General features: G+C 73.6%; 14 protein-coding genes and 1 rRNA gene. 12 read left to right on the top strand and 3 right to left on the bottom strand.

Going from position 1 to position 15,007, the window contains the following annotated elements; translation table 11 throughout:
* Positions 1-83: 83 nt before the first annotated feature.
* The 3 genes from rrf to BU52_RS36045 all read left to right on the top strand — a co-directional run bounded on the left by rrf (position 84) and on the right by BU52_RS36045 (position 2,194).
* Positions 84-200: ribosomal RNA gene (gene rrf, locus BU52_RS30915) — 5S ribosomal RNA — on the top strand.
* A 258-nt stretch (positions 201-458) separates the two neighbouring features.
* Positions 459-1,580, top strand: coding sequence for a hypothetical protein (locus BU52_RS36050; protein ID WP_235216465.1), 1,122 nt, complete (start codon positions 459-461; stop codon positions 1,578-1,580).
* Complete coding sequence (locus BU52_RS36045) at positions 1,463-2,194, top strand: tetratricopeptide repeat protein (RefSeq protein ID WP_200881364.1); 732 nt, start codon at positions 1,463-1,465, stop codon at positions 2,192-2,194. Before BU52_RS36050 ends, BU52_RS36045 begins: the two co-directional genes overlap by 118 nt.
* Before the next feature lie 58 nt (positions 2,195-2,252).
* Here the strand turns inward: BU52_RS36045 and BU52_RS30900 are convergent, their stop codons facing one another.
* Positions 2,253-3,542, bottom strand: coding sequence for a DUF1015 family protein (locus tag BU52_RS30900; protein WP_037940779.1), 1,290 nt, complete (start codon positions 3,540-3,542; stop codon positions 2,253-2,255).
* A gap of 72 nt (positions 3,543-3,614) precedes the next feature.
* Between BU52_RS30900 and BU52_RS30895 the strand changes: the two genes are divergently transcribed.
* The 4 genes from BU52_RS30895 (at position 3,615) to BU52_RS30880 (ending at position 7,671) form a co-directional block, all read left to right on the top strand.
* The gene (locus BU52_RS30895) at positions 3,615-4,643 is read left to right on the top strand and encodes an HAD hydrolase-like protein (RefSeq protein WP_037940777.1); all 1,029 of its coding nucleotides are present in this window, start codon (positions 3,615-3,617) and stop codon (positions 4,641-4,643) included.
* A 72-nt stretch (positions 4,644-4,715) separates the two neighbouring features.
* Positions 4,716-5,759: a FecCD family ABC transporter permease gene (locus tag BU52_RS30890; protein ID WP_037940775.1), complete on the top strand. Its 1,044-nt coding sequence runs from the start codon at positions 4,716-4,718 to the stop codon at positions 5,757-5,759.
* Positions 5,756-6,793: a FecCD family ABC transporter permease gene (locus BU52_RS30885; RefSeq protein WP_037940773.1), complete on the top strand. Its 1,038-nt coding sequence runs from the start codon at positions 5,756-5,758 to the stop codon at positions 6,791-6,793. The genes BU52_RS30890 and BU52_RS30885 overlap by 4 nt, the downstream gene beginning before the upstream one ends.
* Complete coding sequence (locus tag BU52_RS30880; protein ID WP_051858730.1) at positions 6,790-7,671, top strand: ABC transporter ATP-binding protein; 882 nt, start codon at positions 6,790-6,792, stop codon at positions 7,669-7,671. The genes BU52_RS30885 and BU52_RS30880 overlap by 4 nt, the downstream gene beginning before the upstream one ends.
* On the opposite strand, the gene BU52_RS30875 is transcribed toward BU52_RS30880, so the two are convergent.
* Positions 7,655-8,002, bottom strand: a complete 348-nt coding sequence (locus BU52_RS30875) for a sterol-binding protein (protein WP_037940769.1) — start codon at positions 8,000-8,002, stop codon at positions 7,655-7,657. The two genes, BU52_RS30880 and BU52_RS30875, sit on opposite strands and share 17 nt — an antisense overlap.
* A 41-nt stretch (positions 8,003-8,043) precedes the next feature.
* On the opposite strand from BU52_RS30875, the gene BU52_RS30870 reads away from it, so the two are divergent.
* The 5 genes from BU52_RS30870 (at position 8,044) to BU52_RS30850 (ending at position 13,299) form a co-directional block, all read left to right on the top strand.
* A complete protein-coding gene (locus BU52_RS30870; protein ID WP_037940767.1) occupies positions 8,044-8,394 on the top strand; it encodes a hypothetical protein in 351 nt (116 codons plus the stop codon).
* 7 nt (positions 8,395-8,401) lie between these two features.
* Positions 8,402-9,217: a TlyA family RNA methyltransferase gene (locus BU52_RS30865; RefSeq protein WP_037940765.1), complete on the top strand. Its 816-nt coding sequence runs from the start codon at positions 8,402-8,404 to the stop codon at positions 9,215-9,217.
* Entirely contained in the window at positions 9,214-10,119 is a 906-nt protein-coding gene (locus BU52_RS30860; protein ID WP_030825524.1) for an NAD kinase, read from the top strand. The genes BU52_RS30865 and BU52_RS30860 overlap by 4 nt, the downstream gene beginning before the upstream one ends.
* A 97-nt stretch (positions 10,120-10,216) precedes the next feature.
* Positions 10,217-11,935 carry a DNA repair protein RecN gene (gene recN, locus BU52_RS30855; RefSeq protein ID WP_037940763.1) on the top strand — a complete coding sequence of 573 codons (1,719 nt, stop codon included), beginning with the start codon at positions 10,217-10,219 and terminating at the stop codon, positions 11,933-11,935.
* A 242-nt stretch (positions 11,936-12,177) separates the two neighbouring features.
* Complete coding sequence (locus BU52_RS30850) at positions 12,178-13,299, top strand: glycosyltransferase family 4 protein (RefSeq protein WP_037940762.1); 1,122 nt, start codon at positions 12,178-12,180, stop codon at positions 13,297-13,299.
* A gap of 2 nt (positions 13,300-13,301) precedes the next feature.
* Here BU52_RS30850 and BU52_RS30845 read toward each other — a convergent pair whose 3' ends face one another.
* Positions 13,302-14,933: a PucR family transcriptional regulator gene (locus BU52_RS30845; protein ID WP_037940761.1), complete on the bottom strand. Its 1,632-nt coding sequence runs from the start codon at positions 14,931-14,933 to the stop codon at positions 13,302-13,304.
* Positions 14,934-15,007: the final 74 nt, after the last annotated feature.

Raw genomic sequence — 15,007 nt, 5'->3', positions numbered from 1 at the left:
AGTTCTGAGACAACGACCGTTGTCGGCTTTTGAGCAGAACAGACAATAGAAAAGTGTGCTTGTTCGCTCGAAACCATTAGGGTTTCGGTGGTCATAGCGTAGGGGAAACGCCCGGTTACATTCCGAACCCGGAAGCTAAGCCTTACAGCGCCGATGGTACTGCAGGGGGGACCCTGTGGGAGAGTAGGACGCCGCCGAACAATCTTTGGAAGGACCCCTGGTCACCAGCGTTCAGCTGGGACCAGGGGTCCTTTTTTATTTATGCTTGCGGTACCGAAGACAGGAGTCACCGATGTCCACCAACTCTCCCGACGACCGACCGGAGCGCGACCAGCGGCGACGGGACAGTGGTGACCGCTCGGACCGCCCTGACCGTGGTGGTCAGCGCGGAGGCCCGCGTCGTGACACTGACCGTGATCGCGGATTCCGCAGGGACGGAGACCGTCCTCCCTTCCGTCGTGACGACCGCGACCGGGATCGTGATCGGGGTGGCGACCGCGACCGCGGATTCCGTCGGGACGACCGCGCCGGCGGTCGGCCGGACCGTGGGGGCTACCGAGGACGCGACGACAACCGTGGGGGCGAGCGCGGTGGGTACCGCGGTCGGGACGACCGCCGAGACGGTGATCGCGACCGGGGTGGCTTCCGGGACCGTACCGACGACCGTGGTGACCGCGGTGGTTTCCGCAGGGACGACAGTCGTGGCGGCGACCGTGACCGTGGCGGTTTCCGTGGGCGTGACGACCGTGGTGGCTTCCGTCGGGACGACCGGGGCTACGGTCCGCGTGACGATCGCCGTGACGACCGTGGCGGTGACCGCGGTGGCTTCCGACGTGACGATCGCCGTGACGACCGCCGTGACGACCGTGGCGGCTTCCGTCAGGACGACCGCCGTGACGACCGTGGCGGTTACCGCCGCGATGATCGCCGTGATGACCGTGGTGGCTTCCGGCGTGACGACCGCCGTGACGACCGTGGCGGTTACCGCCGCGATGACCGGCGTGATGATCGCCGTGACGACCGCCGTGACGACCGTGGCGGTGACCGCGGTGGCTTCCGTCGGGACGACAGCCGAGGCGGGGACCGTGACCGGGACCGTGGTGGCTTCCGGCGTGACGACCGCCGTACGGGCGAGCGCACCGACAGTCGTGGCGAGCGCGGTGGGTTCCGCCGCGACGACCGCGGGGATCGCGGTGACCGGGGCGGCTTCCGTCGCGACGACCGCGGTGACCGGGGCGGCTTCCGTCGCGACGACCGCGGTGACCGGGGCGGCTTCCGTCGCGACGACAGCCGAGGCGGCGAGCGCGGCGGTTTCCGCGGCCGTGACGACCGCAGCCGCGACGACCGTGGCCGCGGCCCCCGCCGTGACGACCGGGGCGGACGGCCCGGCGGGTTCCGCGGGCGGGACGACCGGCAGGGCGGCGGACGCTTCCGTGACGAGCGGGATCGCGACCGCGAGCCCATCAAGCGGCTCCCGATCCCCGAGGACGTCACGGGCGAGGAGATCGACAAGGACGTACGGCAGGAGCTGCAGAGCCTGCCCAAGACGCTCGCGGAGGACGTCGCCAAGAACCTGGTGATGGTCGCCCGTCTCATCGACGAGGACCCCGAGGGCGCGTACGGCTACTCCAGGGTGGCCCTGCGCCTGGCGTCGCGTGTCGCCGCCGTCCGGGAGGCCGCCGGGTTCGCCGCGTACGCCAACCAGAAGTACTCCGAGGCGCTCGCCGAGTTCCGGGCCGCGCGGCGGATGACCGGCTCCGTGGAGCTGTGGCCCCTCATGGCCGACTGCGAGCGTGGGCTCGGGCGGCCGGAGAAGGCACTGGACATGGCCGGGGCGCCCGAGGTGCAGAAGCTGGACAAGGCCGGACAGGTCGAGATGAGGCTCGTCGCGGCCGGCGCCCGGCGTGACATGGGGCAGCTGGACGCGGCGATCGTGACGCTGCAGAGCTCGGAGCTGGCGTCCCACTCCGTCCAGCCCTGGACCGCGCGGCTGCGCTACGCGTACGCGGACGCGCTGCTCGCGGCCGATCGGAGCGGTGAGGCACGCGAGTGGTTCGCCAAGGCCGTGGAGGCCGACCGGGACGGCAGCACCGACGCCTCCGACCGGCTGGCCGAGCTGGACGGTGTGGAGTTCGTCGACGCCCTCGTGAAGGACGAGGCCGACGACGCCGCGGACGAGGACGACAAGGACTGACGTCCGGGTCGCGGAACCGGCACCGAGGGGCGGGTCTCTCCGGAGACCCGCCCCTTCGTCACAGGTCGAGCGCCCGCAGTACCAGACCCGAAGCGGGCTTCGGGCCGAACGACGTCGACTTGCGCGGCATCGTGACACCCTGGCGCGCGAGGTCGCGGACGACGTCCTCGTGCACCGGGTGCATCAGCACACCCGTGCCGCCGTCGTGTTCCGCCTTCTCGACCGTGGCGGCCGCGTCGTGGATGTACGCGATGTGCTCGGGGGAGTCCGGGACGCGCCAGACGTGGTCGAGGAGAGTGGCGTGCAGGACGGTCGCGTCAAGGGTGCGCCAGGCCACCGGGCGGTCGGCCGGAACCGTGCGGGCCAGCAGCTCGGGATCCGGACGGTCGACGAGATGGAAGACGCCGTCCCCGGCGAGGAGGAAGGCGTTGCCCGCCGAGGCCGCCTCGGCCAGGACCTCCATCGCCGCGGGCAGCGGCGCGTCGACGCGGCGGACGCGGAAGAGGCCGTGGAGCGCGGCCACCGCGTCCGCGACCGGCACCTTGTGCAGCAGCCGGTGGATGGCGCGGACACGCAGGGGATAGCGGGTGGTGTCGACGAGGAGCACCAGACCGTGGTCCCAGGGGCCGGGGGAAGGATGCTCCGCGCGGAGGCGGCGGTAGGTCGCCCAGCGGTGGTGGCCGTCGGCGATGAGCGCCTGGTGGCCGGCGAGTTCCTGGCGTACCGCAATCAGTTCGGCGGGGTCGGTGACGGACCAGAGCCGGTGGTGGAAACCGTCCTCCGTGGTGGTCGCCAGCAGGGGCGGCTGCTCGGCCGTGCGGGCGATCAGGCCGGCCGTGGCGGTCGCGGTGTCGTCGCCGCGGTAGGTGAGCAACAGGGGTTCGAGGTTGGCGGAGGTGGCCCGCATGAGGTCCGCGCGGTCGGCGACGATGTGCGGCATGACGTCCTCGTGCGGCAGCACCAGTTGCTCGTCGGGGTCGGAGACGCGCAGGACGCCGATGACGCCGCGCTGCACCAGGCCGTCGCCGTCGCGCTGCTCGTAGACGTACAGGCCCGGTTCGGGGTCGGCGGCGAGGACGCCCTCGGCGCGCCAGCGACGGAGGGTCTCGGCGGCCTGGGCGTTGCGGGCCGCGGGCGTCGCCGCCTCGGGCAGGATCAGCCGGACGATGTTGTACGGGTCGGCGGACTGGAGGTGGTGCAGGCCGTCGGGGCGGACGACGACGTCGTACGGCGGGGATGTCACGGCGGCCAGGCTGCCGACCCGGTCGGGGTCGTAACGAAGGCCTCGGAACGGGGTGAGTTCCAGGCCCCGGGGCGCCTTTGCTTCCGAGTGACCTGCAGTGTTCATCCCGGCATCGTACGGGTGCCGGTGGCATGGGGGATGATCGGGGGAAAGCCGTCGAACGAGGAGCGATGCGGAATGAGCCGGAGCGTCAGGACGAGGCCCGAGGGCAGTGGGCAGGCCCTGAGCGAGGCGTACGACACGGCGCTGCTCGACCTGGACGGCGTGGTGTACGCGGGCGGCAACGCCATCGTCCACGCGGTCGAATCGCTCGCCACGGCGCGGGAGGGCGGTATGCACCTCGCCTACGTGACCAACAACGCGCTGCGCACCCCGGACGTCGTGGCGGCGCACCTGACCGAGCTGGGGATACCGGCGGAGCCGGGTGACGTCATCACCTCCGCGCAGGCGGTTGCGCGGCTGATCAGCGACCAGGTGCCGCAGGGCTCCCGGGTGCTGGTGGTCGGTGGCGAGGGGCTGCGGGTGGCGCTGCGTGAACGCGGTCTGGTGCCGGTGGAGTCGGCGGACGACGATCCGGTGGCGGTCGTGCAGGGCTACGGCGGGCCGGAGCTGCCGTGGGGACGGTTCGCGGAGGCGTCGTACGCCGTCGCGCGCGGGGTGCCGTGGTTCGCGTCCAACACCGACCTGACGATTCCCAGCGGCCGGGGCATCGCCCCGGGCAACGGCGCCGCGGTGGAGGTCGTACGGATCGCGACCGGTGCCGAGCCGCAGGTGGCGGGCAAGCCGCTGCCGCCGATGCACCGGGAGACGGTCCTGCGGACGGGCGCGGAGCGGCCGCTGGTGGTGGGCGACCGGCTGGACACGGACATCGAGGGCGCGTTCAACGGCGAGGTGGACTCGCTGCTGGTGCTGACCGGTGTGACGGACGGCGCGCACCTCCTCGCCGCGCCGCCGCGGCACCGGCCGACGTACGTGGACGCCGACCTGCGCGGGATGCTCACCGGGCAGCCGGAGGTCTCCGCGGCGGGCGGCGGACACCGGTGCGGTGGCTGGACGGCGACGGCCGGGGCCGCGCGGCTGGAGCTCGACGGGGACGGTGACGCGCTCGACGGGCTGCGGGCGCTGTGCGCGGCGGCGTGGACGGCGGCCGGTGAGGGCGTGTGCGAGCTGGACGGCGGGAAGGCGCTGGCTCGGCTGGGATTGTGAGACCGTTCGATGCCGGCGGGAGGCCGGGTCCGCGGATCGTGATCGGTTGGCAGGGTAGGCTAACCTAACTGCGTGTTGGTCGAGAGTCCCCCCGAACAGCGCGCGGAATGTGCCCCCGCGCCCCCGAATCGCCGGGCGATACGCGTCCTCGGGCTGCTCGTCTCCGTCGTGATCCTGGTGCTGGTCACGCTGGCCAGCATCGCGGTCGGGGCGAAGGAGCTGTCCCTGGGGCAGGTGTGGCACGGCCTGTTCCACGCGTCGGGCACCTACGGTGACGTCGTCGTGGCGGACAGGTTGTCACGAACCGTCCTGGGACTGCTCGCCGGCGCCGCGCTCGGCCTCGCGGGCGCGGTCCTCCAGGCACTGACCCGCAACCCCCTGGCCGATCCCGGACTGCTCGGCATCAACGCGGGCGCCTCCGCGGCCGTGGTCACCGCCATCACCTTCTTCGGCGTCACCTCGCTGTCCGGGTACGTGTGGTTCGCGTTCTTCGGCGCGGCGGCGGTCGGCGCGCTGGTGTGGTTCCTCGGCGGCAGCCGGGGCGCGACCCCGGTGCGGCTGGCTCTCGCCGGTACGGCAGTCAGCGCGGCGCTGTACGGCTATCTCCAGGCGATCATGATCCTCGACGACGCCGCGCTCGGCAGGATGCGTTTCTGGACGGTGGGTTCGCTGGCCTCCGGGAGCGACTCGACCATCACTCAGGTGGTGCCCTTCCTGCTGGCCGGTTCGCTGCTGGCGCTGGCGCTCGCCCGGCCGCTGAACGCCATGGCCATGGGCGACGACACCGCCAAGGCCCTCGGCGCCCACCTCAACCGCACCCGGGCGCTGTCCATGCTGGCCGCGACCGTGCTGAGCGGGGCGGCGACCGCCGCCTGCGGGCCGATCATGTTCGTCGGTCTGATGGTGCCGCACGTCGTGCGTTCCTTCACGGGGCCCGACCAGCGCTGGATCCTGCCGTACGCGGCGATCCTGTCGCCCGTGCTGCTGCTCGGCGCCGACGTGCTCGGCCGGATCGTGGCCCGGCCCGCCGAACTCCAGGTCGGCATCGTCACCGCGATCCTCGGCGGCCCGGTCTTCATCTTTCTCGTACGACGGCGGAGGACGGCCCAGTTGTGAAGACCAACCGCGCGGTGCGGACCCCCGGCGGCCTCTCGGTCCGGCTGGACGTGCGCGCCTTCACCGTCGTCGTCCTGCTGCTGGTCGTGGCGCTCGCCGCGAGCGTCGCGCTGATCGGCACCGGCGACTTCCCGATCCCCGCCGCCGACGTGCTCAGGACGCTCGTCGGCGAGGGCGACGCGGGACAGGAGTTCATCGTCACCGAACTGCGGCTGCCGCGGGTCCTGGCCGGGCTGCTGGTCGGCGCCTCGCTCGGGCTCGGGGGTGCGCTGTTCCAGTCCATCTCCCGCAATCCGCTGGGAAGTCCCGACGTCCTCGGCCTCGGCCAGGGGGCGACGGCCGGTGCCCTCACGGTGATCGTGCTGTTCTCCGGCAGCGCCAACCAGGTCGCCCTCGGCGCGCTCGTCGGCGGACTGGTGACCGGGTTCGCGATCTACGTGCTCGCCTGGAAGCGGGGCGTGCACGGCTACCGTCTGGTCCTGGTCGGCATCGGTGTCTCAGCGATCGTCACGGCGGTCAACGGCTATCTGCTCACCAAGTCGGACATCGTCGACGCCGCCCGCGCGGTCGTCTGGATGACCGGATCGCTGGCCGGCCGTGACTGGGACCAGGTCTGGCCGCTGCTCGCCCTGTGCGCCGTCCTGGTGCCGCTGGTCCTCGCCAACTCCCGCGGGCTCAGGATGATGGAGATGGGCGACGACGTCTCGTACGCCCTCGGCGTGCGCGTGGAGCGCGTCCGGCTGCTGCTGATGCTGTCGGCGGTCCTGCTCACCGCGTCCGCGACCGCCGCGGCCGGACCGGTCGGCTTCGTCGCGCTCACCGCGCCGCAGCTCGCCCGGCGCCTGACCCGTTCGCCCGGGCCGAACCTGGTGGCGGCGCTGTGCATGGGGGCCGCCCTCCTGGTCACCGCCGACTGGATCTCGCAGCGTGCGTTCGGCGCCGACCAGTTGCCCGTGGGTGTCGTCACCGGCGTGGTCGGCGGCGTCTATCTGCTGTGGCTGCTGGTCACCGAGCGCAGAGCGGGCCGGATATGAGCGACGGCACCACCCGCGGCAGCGGGCCGAACCACCGAAGGAGCACCGTGAGCCGACTGTCCGCCGAGAACGTCACCCTGGCCTACGACCAGCGGGTCATCGCCGAACAGCTGTCGGTGGAGATACCGGACAACTCCTTCACCGTGATCGTCGGCCCCAACGCCTGCGGCAAGTCGACCCTGCTGCGGGCCCTGTCCCGCATGCTCAAGCCGGACGAGGGACGGGTCCTGCTCGACGGGCAGGTCATCCAGTCGCTGCCCGCCAAGAAGGTCGCCCGCACCCTGGGACTGCTGCCGCAGTCGTCCGTCGCGCCCGACGGCATCACGGTCGGCGACCTGGTGGGCCGCGGCCGTTACCCGCACCAGGGGCTGCTGCGCCAGTGGTCCGCCGAGGACGAGCGCGTCGTCCGGGAGTCGATGGCCCGCACCGGCGTCGCCGAGCTGGCCGAACGACACGTCGACGAGCTCTCCGGCGGTCAGCGCCAGCGCGTGTGGATCGCGATGGCGCTGGCCCAGCAGACTCCCCTGCTGCTGCTCGACGAGCCGACCACCTACCTGGACATCCAGCACCAGATCGACGTCCTCGACCTGTGCGCCGACCTGCACGAGGAGCACGGGCGCACCCTCGTCGCCGTCCTGCACGACCTCAACCACGCCGCCCGGTACGCCACCCACCTCATCGCCCTGCGTGCGGGCAGGGTCGTCGCCCAGGGCGCGCCGAAGGACGTCGTCACCGCCGAGCTGGTGGAGGAGGTCTTCGGGCTGCGCTGCCAGGTCATCGACGACCCCGAGACCGGGACCCCGCTGGTGGTGCCCGCCGCCCGCACCGCGCGCAGGAAGGGCACGACCGGGAAGGCGGTCGCTACAGAAGCTTCCTGAGGTGGAAGAGGTCACGCAGACCCGCCTCGAGCCGCACCCGGCCCGACCCCCAGGCCCTGGCGAAGTGCAGCTCGCCGGCGACCAGGGCCACCAGGTCGTCCCCCGTCATGGCGAGCCGTATCTGCGCCCTCTCGCGCGGCGGTCCGGAGAACGTGTCACGCACATGGATCCGGCCGCCCTCGAGCCGGCCGGCGAAGGTCACGTCCAGGTCGGTGATGTGGCAACTGACGGAGCGGTCCATCGCCGCGGCCGCGCGGACGCTCCCCTCGGCGCCCTGCATGCTGTCCGAAAGCTTGTCGAGTGCCGCACGGCACTCCTCGATCGTGGCCATCGCGACGACGGTACCGCAGCCGTTCGCGGTAGCGTCGGGGCATGAACGACGCAGTGCCACCGGCGGCGCCCGGGCAGCCGCGGCCCCAGGAGGCAGGCCCGCAGCCGCCACCCGAGGACGGGCCCGCCCCGCCCGCCCCGCTGGACGTGCCGCGCACCCCCACCGGGCACCCCGAGGTGGACGCCCATGTGGAGCGCCTGGCCGACGCCGACCACCTCGTCACCGACGGCCACGTCGAGGTGTACGAGGATGTGCACCGGGGGCTGCGCGACGCGCTCACCGCGCTCGACACCCGCCCGGGACCGCCGGTACCCACTCGTCACCCGGGCACCACCCCGCCACGGGGCCCTTCGGGCCTCGTGCCCGAACCGCCTCACGAACACAGGAGCTGAACCGAACGTGGCAGGAGTCGCACGCCGCCGTCTCGACGCGGAGCTGGTCCGCCGCAAGCTCGCGCGCTCGCGCGAGCACGCCGGCCAGCTGATCGCCGCGGGGCGGGTCAGTGTCGGCAAGACGGTCGCGACCAAACCCGCCACGCAGGTGGAGACGGCCGCCGCGATCCTCGTCGCCGAGGACGCCGCCGACCCGGACTACGTCTCGCGGGGCGGCCACAAGCTGGCCGGTGCCCTCGACGCCTTCGTACCGCTGGGGCTCGTCGTCGAGGGGCGGCGGGCGCTCGACGCCGGCGCCTCCACCGGTGGCTTCACCGACGTCCTGCTGCGGGCCGGGGCCGCGCACGTGGTCGCCGTGGACGTCGGATACGGACAACTCGCCTGGACCCTGCGGAACGATGAACGCGTCACCGTCAAGGACCGTACGAATGTGCGGGAGTTGACGCTCGAGGTCATCGATGGGAAGCCTGTGGATCTTGTCGTGGGGGATCTGTCCTTCATCCCGCTCGCCCTGGTGCTGCCCGCCCTCAAGAGGTGCGTGACGCCGGACGCCGACCTGGTGATGATGGTGAAGCCGCAGTTCGAGGTGGGCAAGGAGCGGCTGGGCAGCGGCGGGGTCGTCCGCAGCCCGCAGCTGCGCGCCGAGGCCGTGCGCGGGGTGGCCGCGAAGGCCTGGGAGCTGGGTCTCGGGGCGCAGGGCGTGACGGCGAGTCCGCTGCCCGGACCCTCGGGGAACGTCGAGTACTTCCTGTGGCTGCGGGCCGGGGCTCCGGAACTGGACCCGGCCGATGTTGACCGTGCTGTGGCGGAGGGGCCGCGTTGACACAGAACCGAGCTCGTACTGTTTTCCTGCTGGCCCACACCGGGCGGCCCGCGGCCATCCGCAGCGCCGAACTCGTGGTCAAGGGGCTGCTGCGGTCAGGTCTCGGGGTGCGGGTCCTGGAGGACGAGGCCCGTGACCTGCCGCTCCCGGACGACGTGCAGACCGTCAAGGAGGCCACCCCGCAGTGCCTGGACGACTGCGAGCTGCTGATCGTGCTGGGCGGTGACGGCACGCTGCTGCGCGGCGCCGAGTTCGCCCGCGCCTCCGGCGTGCCCATGCTCGGCGTCAACCTCGGGCGGGTCGGCTTCCTCGCCGAGGCCGAGCGCGACGACCTGGACAAGGTCGTCGACCGGGTCGTGAGCCGGGCGTACGAGGTCGAGGAACGGATGACCGTCGACGTCGTGGTGCACCGCAACGGCGACATCGTGCACACGGACTGGGCGCTGAACGAGGCGGCCGTGCAGAAGGTGTCCGCGGAGCGGATGCTGGAGGTCGTGCTGGAGATCGACGGGCGGCCGGTCACCGGCTTCGGCTGCGACGGCATCGTGTGCGCGACCCCGACCGGGTCCACCGCGTACGCCTTCTCCGCGGGCGGTCCCGTGGTGTGGCCCGAGGTCGAGGCGCTGCTGATGGTGCCGATCAGCGCGCACGCGCTGTTCGCCAAACCGCTGGTGACCTCGCCGGACTCGGTGCTGGCGGTGGAGGTGCTGCCGCACATCCCGCCGGGGGTGCTGTGGTGCGACGGGCGGCGGACGGTCGAGCTGCCGGCCGGTGCCCGGGTGGAGGTGCGGCGGGGGGCCGTGCCGGTGCGGCTGGCACGGTTGCACCACGCCTCTTTCACCGACCGGCTGGTCGCGAAGTTCGCCCTGCCGGTTTCCGGGTGGCGGGGGGCTCCCCACTAGCGGGCCGTGGGGGCGCTTCCACCCGCGGGGGTGACAAGGGCGGGCCGGTCGCACTCCCCGGCTTCGACCTCGTAAGGTCGGGGGCGTGCTTGAGGAGATGCGGATACGGTCGCTCGGGGTCATCGACGATGCCGTCGTCGAGCTGTCGCCCGGCTTCACCGCCGTCACCGGTGAGACGGGTGCGGGCAAGACCATGGTGGTCACCAGCCTGGGCCTGCTGCTGGGCGGACGCGCGGATGCGGCGCTGGTGCGGATCGGCGCGCGGAACGCGGTCGTCGAGGGACGGATCGCCGTGCCCGAGGGCGCCGCGGCCGTCGTACGCGCCGAGGAGGCGGGGGCCGAGCTCGACGACGGGACGCTGCTGGTCAGCCGTACCGTCTCCGCCGAGGGGCGCTCGCGGGCGCACCTGGGCGGGCGGAGCGTGCCGGTGGGGCTGCTCGCGGAGCTCGCCGACGACCTCGTGGCCGTGCACGGACAGACCGACCAGCAGGGGCTGCTGAAGCTGTCCCGGCAGCGGCAGGCGCTCGACCGGTACGCCGGGTACGCGGTCGCCGTGCCGCTGGGCAAGTACGGCGAGGCGTACAAGCGGCTGCGGGCCGTCACCACGGAGCTGGAGCAGATCACCACGCGCGCCCGTGAGCGGGCGCAGGAGGCCGACCTGCTGCGCTTCGGCCTCGAGGAGATCGCCGCCGTGGAGCCCCGTGCGGGCGAGGACGTGGAGCTGGCGGAGGAGGCCGAGCGGCTCGGGCACGCCGAGGCGCTGGCGTCCGCCGCGGCGGTCGCGCACGCCGCGCTCGCGGGCAACCCGGAGGACCCCGAGAGCGTCGACGCCGGGACGCTCGTCGCGGGCGCCCAGCGGGCTCTGGAGGCCGTACGGGCGCACGATCCGGTGCTGGCCGGGCTGACCGACCGGATCGGGGAGATCGGTATCCTGCTGCGCGACGTCGCGGGGGAGCTGGCGGGGTACGCCGACGACCTGGACGCCGATCCGCTGCGGCTGGCGGCGGTCGAGGAGCGGCGGGCCGCGCTCACCGCGCTGACCCGGAAGTACGGTGAGGACGTCTCCGCCGTACTGGCGTGGGCCGAGCGGAGTGCCGCGCGGCTGACCGAACTGGACGGTGACGACGAGCGGATCGATGAGCTCACGGCCGAACGGGACGCGCTCCGTGCCGAACTGGGCGTGCTGGCCCGGGAACTGTCGGACGCCCGGACCGAGGCTGCGGAGCGGTTCGCGGCGGCCGTGACGGCGGAGCTGGCCTCGCTCGCGATGCCGCACGCCCGCGTGTCGTTCGACATCCGGCAGACCGAGGACCCGGAGGGGGTCGAGGTCGGCGGACGGACGGTCGCCTACGGGCCGTCGGGCGTGGACGAGGTCGAGCTGCTGCTGGCCCCCCACCCCGGAGCGCCGCCCCGGCCCGTCGCCAAGGGGGCGTCCGGCGGTGAGCTGTCGCGCGTGATGCTGGCCGTGGAGGTCGTGTTCGCCGGGACCGATCCGGTGCCGACGTACCTCTTCGACGAGGTCGACGCCGGTGTCGGCGGCAAGGCAGCGGTGGAGATCGGACGGCGGCTCGCGCGCCTGGCGAAGACGGCGCAGGTCGTGGTCGTCACGCACCTGCCGCAGGTGGCCGCGTTCGCCGACCGGCAGCTGCTGGTGGAGAAGACCAACGACGGCTCCGTGACCCGGTCCGGCGTGAAGGTGCTCGAAGGCGAGGACCGTATCCGCGAGCTGTCCCGCATGCTCGCCGGCCAGGAGGACTCCGAGACCGCCCGCGCGCACGCGGAGGAGCTGCTGGCCACGGCCCGTGCGGACGTGTGAGCCGCCGCGCTCGCCCGGGCCGGGACCGCGCGGCCCGGGCCTCGGAGGCTGGCGTTCCGTCACTCGTACGGGTGATCCGGTGCCACGGGCGGACTCGGGCTGCCGCTCCGGTGGTTCCCGGAACGGGTGTGCGCCCTGGCATGCTTGACGGAGTACGCGCAGGAACCGCGCGGCACACCCCTCCGCACGATCCTTCTGTACGTTCTTCGTGACCGTCCGACCCGAACCAGGAGCCCGGCCACGTGACCCCCGTGAGCAGCCACTCATCGATGCGCACCGTGCAGGTGCTGGGCGGTGGCAACACCGCCGGCGGCGCCCATGTGCGCTCGCTGGCCGCGGGGCTCGTCGCCAGGGGCGTGCGGGTCACGGTGTGCGCCCCCGTGGAGGCCGACCGCACCTACGACTTCACCGGTGCCGGCGCCGAGCACGTGCACGTGCCGCGCAGCAGCGACCCGGGGGCGGTGGCCGCACTGCGGGCCGCCTGTACGGGCGCCGACCTGGTGCACGCGCACGGCCTGCACGCCTCGTTCCGTACCGCGCTCGCCCTCAGCGGACGGCGTACCCCGCTCGTCGTCACCTGGCACGACCGGGCGTACGCCGAGGGGCCGCGCGCCCACTTCCTGCGCGTGCTGGAGCGCCGGGCCGCCAGGGCGGCCACCGTGGTGCTCGGGACGACCTCCGTCCTGGTCGACCGGGCGCGCCGCACGGGAGCACGGGACGCGCGGCTGGCCGCCGTCTCCCTCCCCGGCCCCCGCACGTCCCCCGTGCCGGACGACCCCGACCGGCTGCGGCCGAAGGTGCGGGCCGAACTGGGCGCCACGGGACGCCCGTTGCTCATCGCCGTGGGCTCCCTCGAACGGCACCGGGGCTACGACGTCCTGCTGGACGCCGCGCACGCGTGGCGGCGCCTGGACCCCCTCCCGCTCGTGGTGCTGGCGGGGGAGGGGCCGTTGCGCGGCGAACTCCGGCGCAGGATCGAGGACGAGGAACTGCCGGTGCGGCTCGTCGGCCGGCGCGAGGACGTCGCCGACCTGCTCGCCGCCGCCGACATCGCGCTGCTGCCGAGCCGGTGGGAGGCGCGCTCCCCGCTCGCCCAGGAGGCGCTCCACGCGCGCGTGCCGCTGGTCGCTACCCGCGTGGGCGGTATCCCCGAACTGGTCGGTGACGCCGCGGAACTCGTCCCGTACGGCAACGCGCGGGCCCTCGCCGACGCCGTCGTGCGGCTGCTGGACGACCCCGAACGCCGGGAGCAGCTCGCGCAGCGGGGCGCGCGGCAGGCCGCCACCTGGCCGACCGAGGACGAGACGGTGGCTCAGGTGCTCAGCGTCTACGACGAGTTGACGCGGCCGGCGCCGCTGATCTGACGTCAGGGCGCGTGGCGCCGCGCGCGCAGGGCGAGGCTCAGCGTCAGGACCGTCTGCGGATCGTCGAGGTCGGCGCCCAGCAACTCACCGATGCGGGCAAGCCGGTTGTAGAGCGTCTGCCGGTTCAGGTGCAGTTCGCGGGCCGTCTCCGCCTTGCGTCCGGCGTGCGCCAGATAGGTCTCCAGGGTGGGCAGCAGGTCAGGCCTGGAGCGGCGGTCGTGGTCCAGGACCGGGCCGATCGCGCGGTCCACGAAGGCCGCCAGATCCGGGTGGTCACGCAGCCGCCACAGCAGCAGGTCGATGTCCAGCCGACGGGAGTCGTACCAGGGGCGGTCGGGCAGTCCTTGCGCCGCGGTCGCCGTCTCCGCCGCGTGCCGCAGCCCCGTGGAGGCCGCCGCCCAGTCGCCGGCCGGCCCGACCACCACGACGGGCGGCCCACCCCCCGGCCGCAGCATTCCCGCGCGCTCCACCCCGGCCCGCAGCGCGGCCGCCACCCGGTCCGCGGCCGTCGGCCGCTCCGCCTCGGCACGCAGCCCGAGCAGCAGCGGCACCCGCCCCTCGACCGGCCGCACGCCGAGCAGCACGGGCACCCCGAGCGAGGCCAGCTCCTCACCGACCGCGCGGGCCAGCACCGCCCAGCCGCCCCCCTGCTGCGTGAGCGCGTCCCCGAGCCGCATCACCACCGGCAGCAGCGGTCCCGTGCCGGGCTTGAAACCCAGCACGCGCGCCTGCGCCGGAGCGTCCTGCGCGGTGACGCGGCCCTCGGCGAGATCGGTGAGGAAGTCCCCGCGGCCACGCGCCGCCAGCTCCTCCTCCTGACGGGCCTGCATCAGCACCACGGCGAGGATGCCCGCCGCCCGCTCCGCCGCCATCCGGTGCACCGGCTCCGGGGTGCTGCGGACCGGCAGCAGCACCAGCCGCGCCCGTACGCCGCCGCTGCCGGGTCCGCCGCCGGGGACGTCCACCAGGGCCGAACCGGCCGGCGGTTCGTCCCGGTGCCGGTCACGCAGCCCCTCCCACACCTGGAGCGGGTCCGCGCCCTCGGGGCCCTCGCCGGCCGCGTACAGCAGCTGTCCTTCGGTCGTCTCCAGGAACACCGGGTTGCCGGTGAACCCGGCGAGGATCTCCAGGACCTGAGGGACGCCGCCACCGGCCAGCAACGCCTCGGTGCAGCGGCGGTGCACCTCCTCCGCGCGTTGCAGCAGCGCGTAGTGCCCGTTGACGATCTCGGTGTGGATCTCCTCGGTGACCGTGACGAACGGCACCTCGCGGTGCAGCTGGACCAGGGGCAGGCCCGCCGTCCTCGCCGAGTCGACGAGAGCGGCGGGCAGCCGGGTGAAGCGGGGGCCCAGTTCCACCACGAGCGCGGCGATGCCCCGCTCGGCCAGCGTCCGCACGAACGCACGCTGGTCGGCCGGACGGGTGCCGAGACCGTAGCCGGTGGTCAGCAGCAGTTCGCCGCCCTTGAGGAGCGAGGCGATGTTGGGCACCTCGCCCGCGTGCACCCAGCGCACCGTGCGCCCCAGCCGGTCGGCGCCGGCGAGGACCTCCGGGAGGCCGCTGCGCAGACCCGGGAGTTCCAGGGCGCGCTGCACGGTGATGCCCGTGGGCGGGGGTGCGCTGGGGGTGTTCATGCAGCGGACGGTACCTGGGGGTGCGTCCCGGGCACATCTCCCGGCGGCCGGGGGCTGACTGCCCGCGGCTACGG

Origin of the sequence: Streptomyces toyocaensis (assembly GCF_000725125.1) — a bacterium.
Taxonomy (GTDB): Bacteria; Actinomycetota; Actinomycetes; order Streptomycetales; family Streptomycetaceae; genus Streptomyces; species Streptomyces toyocaensis.
Note: the sequence above shows the minus strand (reverse complement) of the source record. Positions and strands in the feature narration are given on the sequence as shown.

What these genes read in the sequence shown, in the direction of transcription:
- BU52_RS30900 (WP_037940779.1), bottom strand. Translation starts at nt 3,542, where the DNA reads ATGAACACTGCAGGTCACTCGGAAGCAAAGGCGCCCCGGGGCCTGGAA.
- BU52_RS30895 (WP_037940777.1), top strand. Translation starts at nt 3,615, where the DNA reads ATGAGCCGGAGCGTCAGGACGAGGCCCGAGGGCAGTGGGCAGGCCCTG.
- BU52_RS30880 (WP_051858730.1), top strand. Translation starts at nt 6,790, where the DNA reads ATGAGCGACGGCACCACCCGCGGCAGCGGGCCGAACCACCGAAGGAGC.
- BU52_RS30875 (WP_037940769.1), bottom strand. Translation starts at nt 8,002, where the DNA reads ATGGCCACGATCGAGGAGTGCCGTGCGGCACTCGACAAGCTTTCGGAC.
- BU52_RS30870 (WP_037940767.1), top strand. Translation starts at nt 8,044, where the DNA reads ATGAACGACGCAGTGCCACCGGCGGCGCCCGGGCAGCCGCGGCCCCAG.
- recN (WP_037940763.1), top strand. Translation starts at nt 10,217, where the DNA reads ATGCGGATACGGTCGCTCGGGGTCATCGACGATGCCGTCGTCGAGCTG.
- BU52_RS30845 (WP_037940761.1), bottom strand. Translation starts at nt 14,933, where the DNA reads ATGAACACCCCCAGCGCACCCCCGCCCACGGGCATCACCGTGCAGCGC.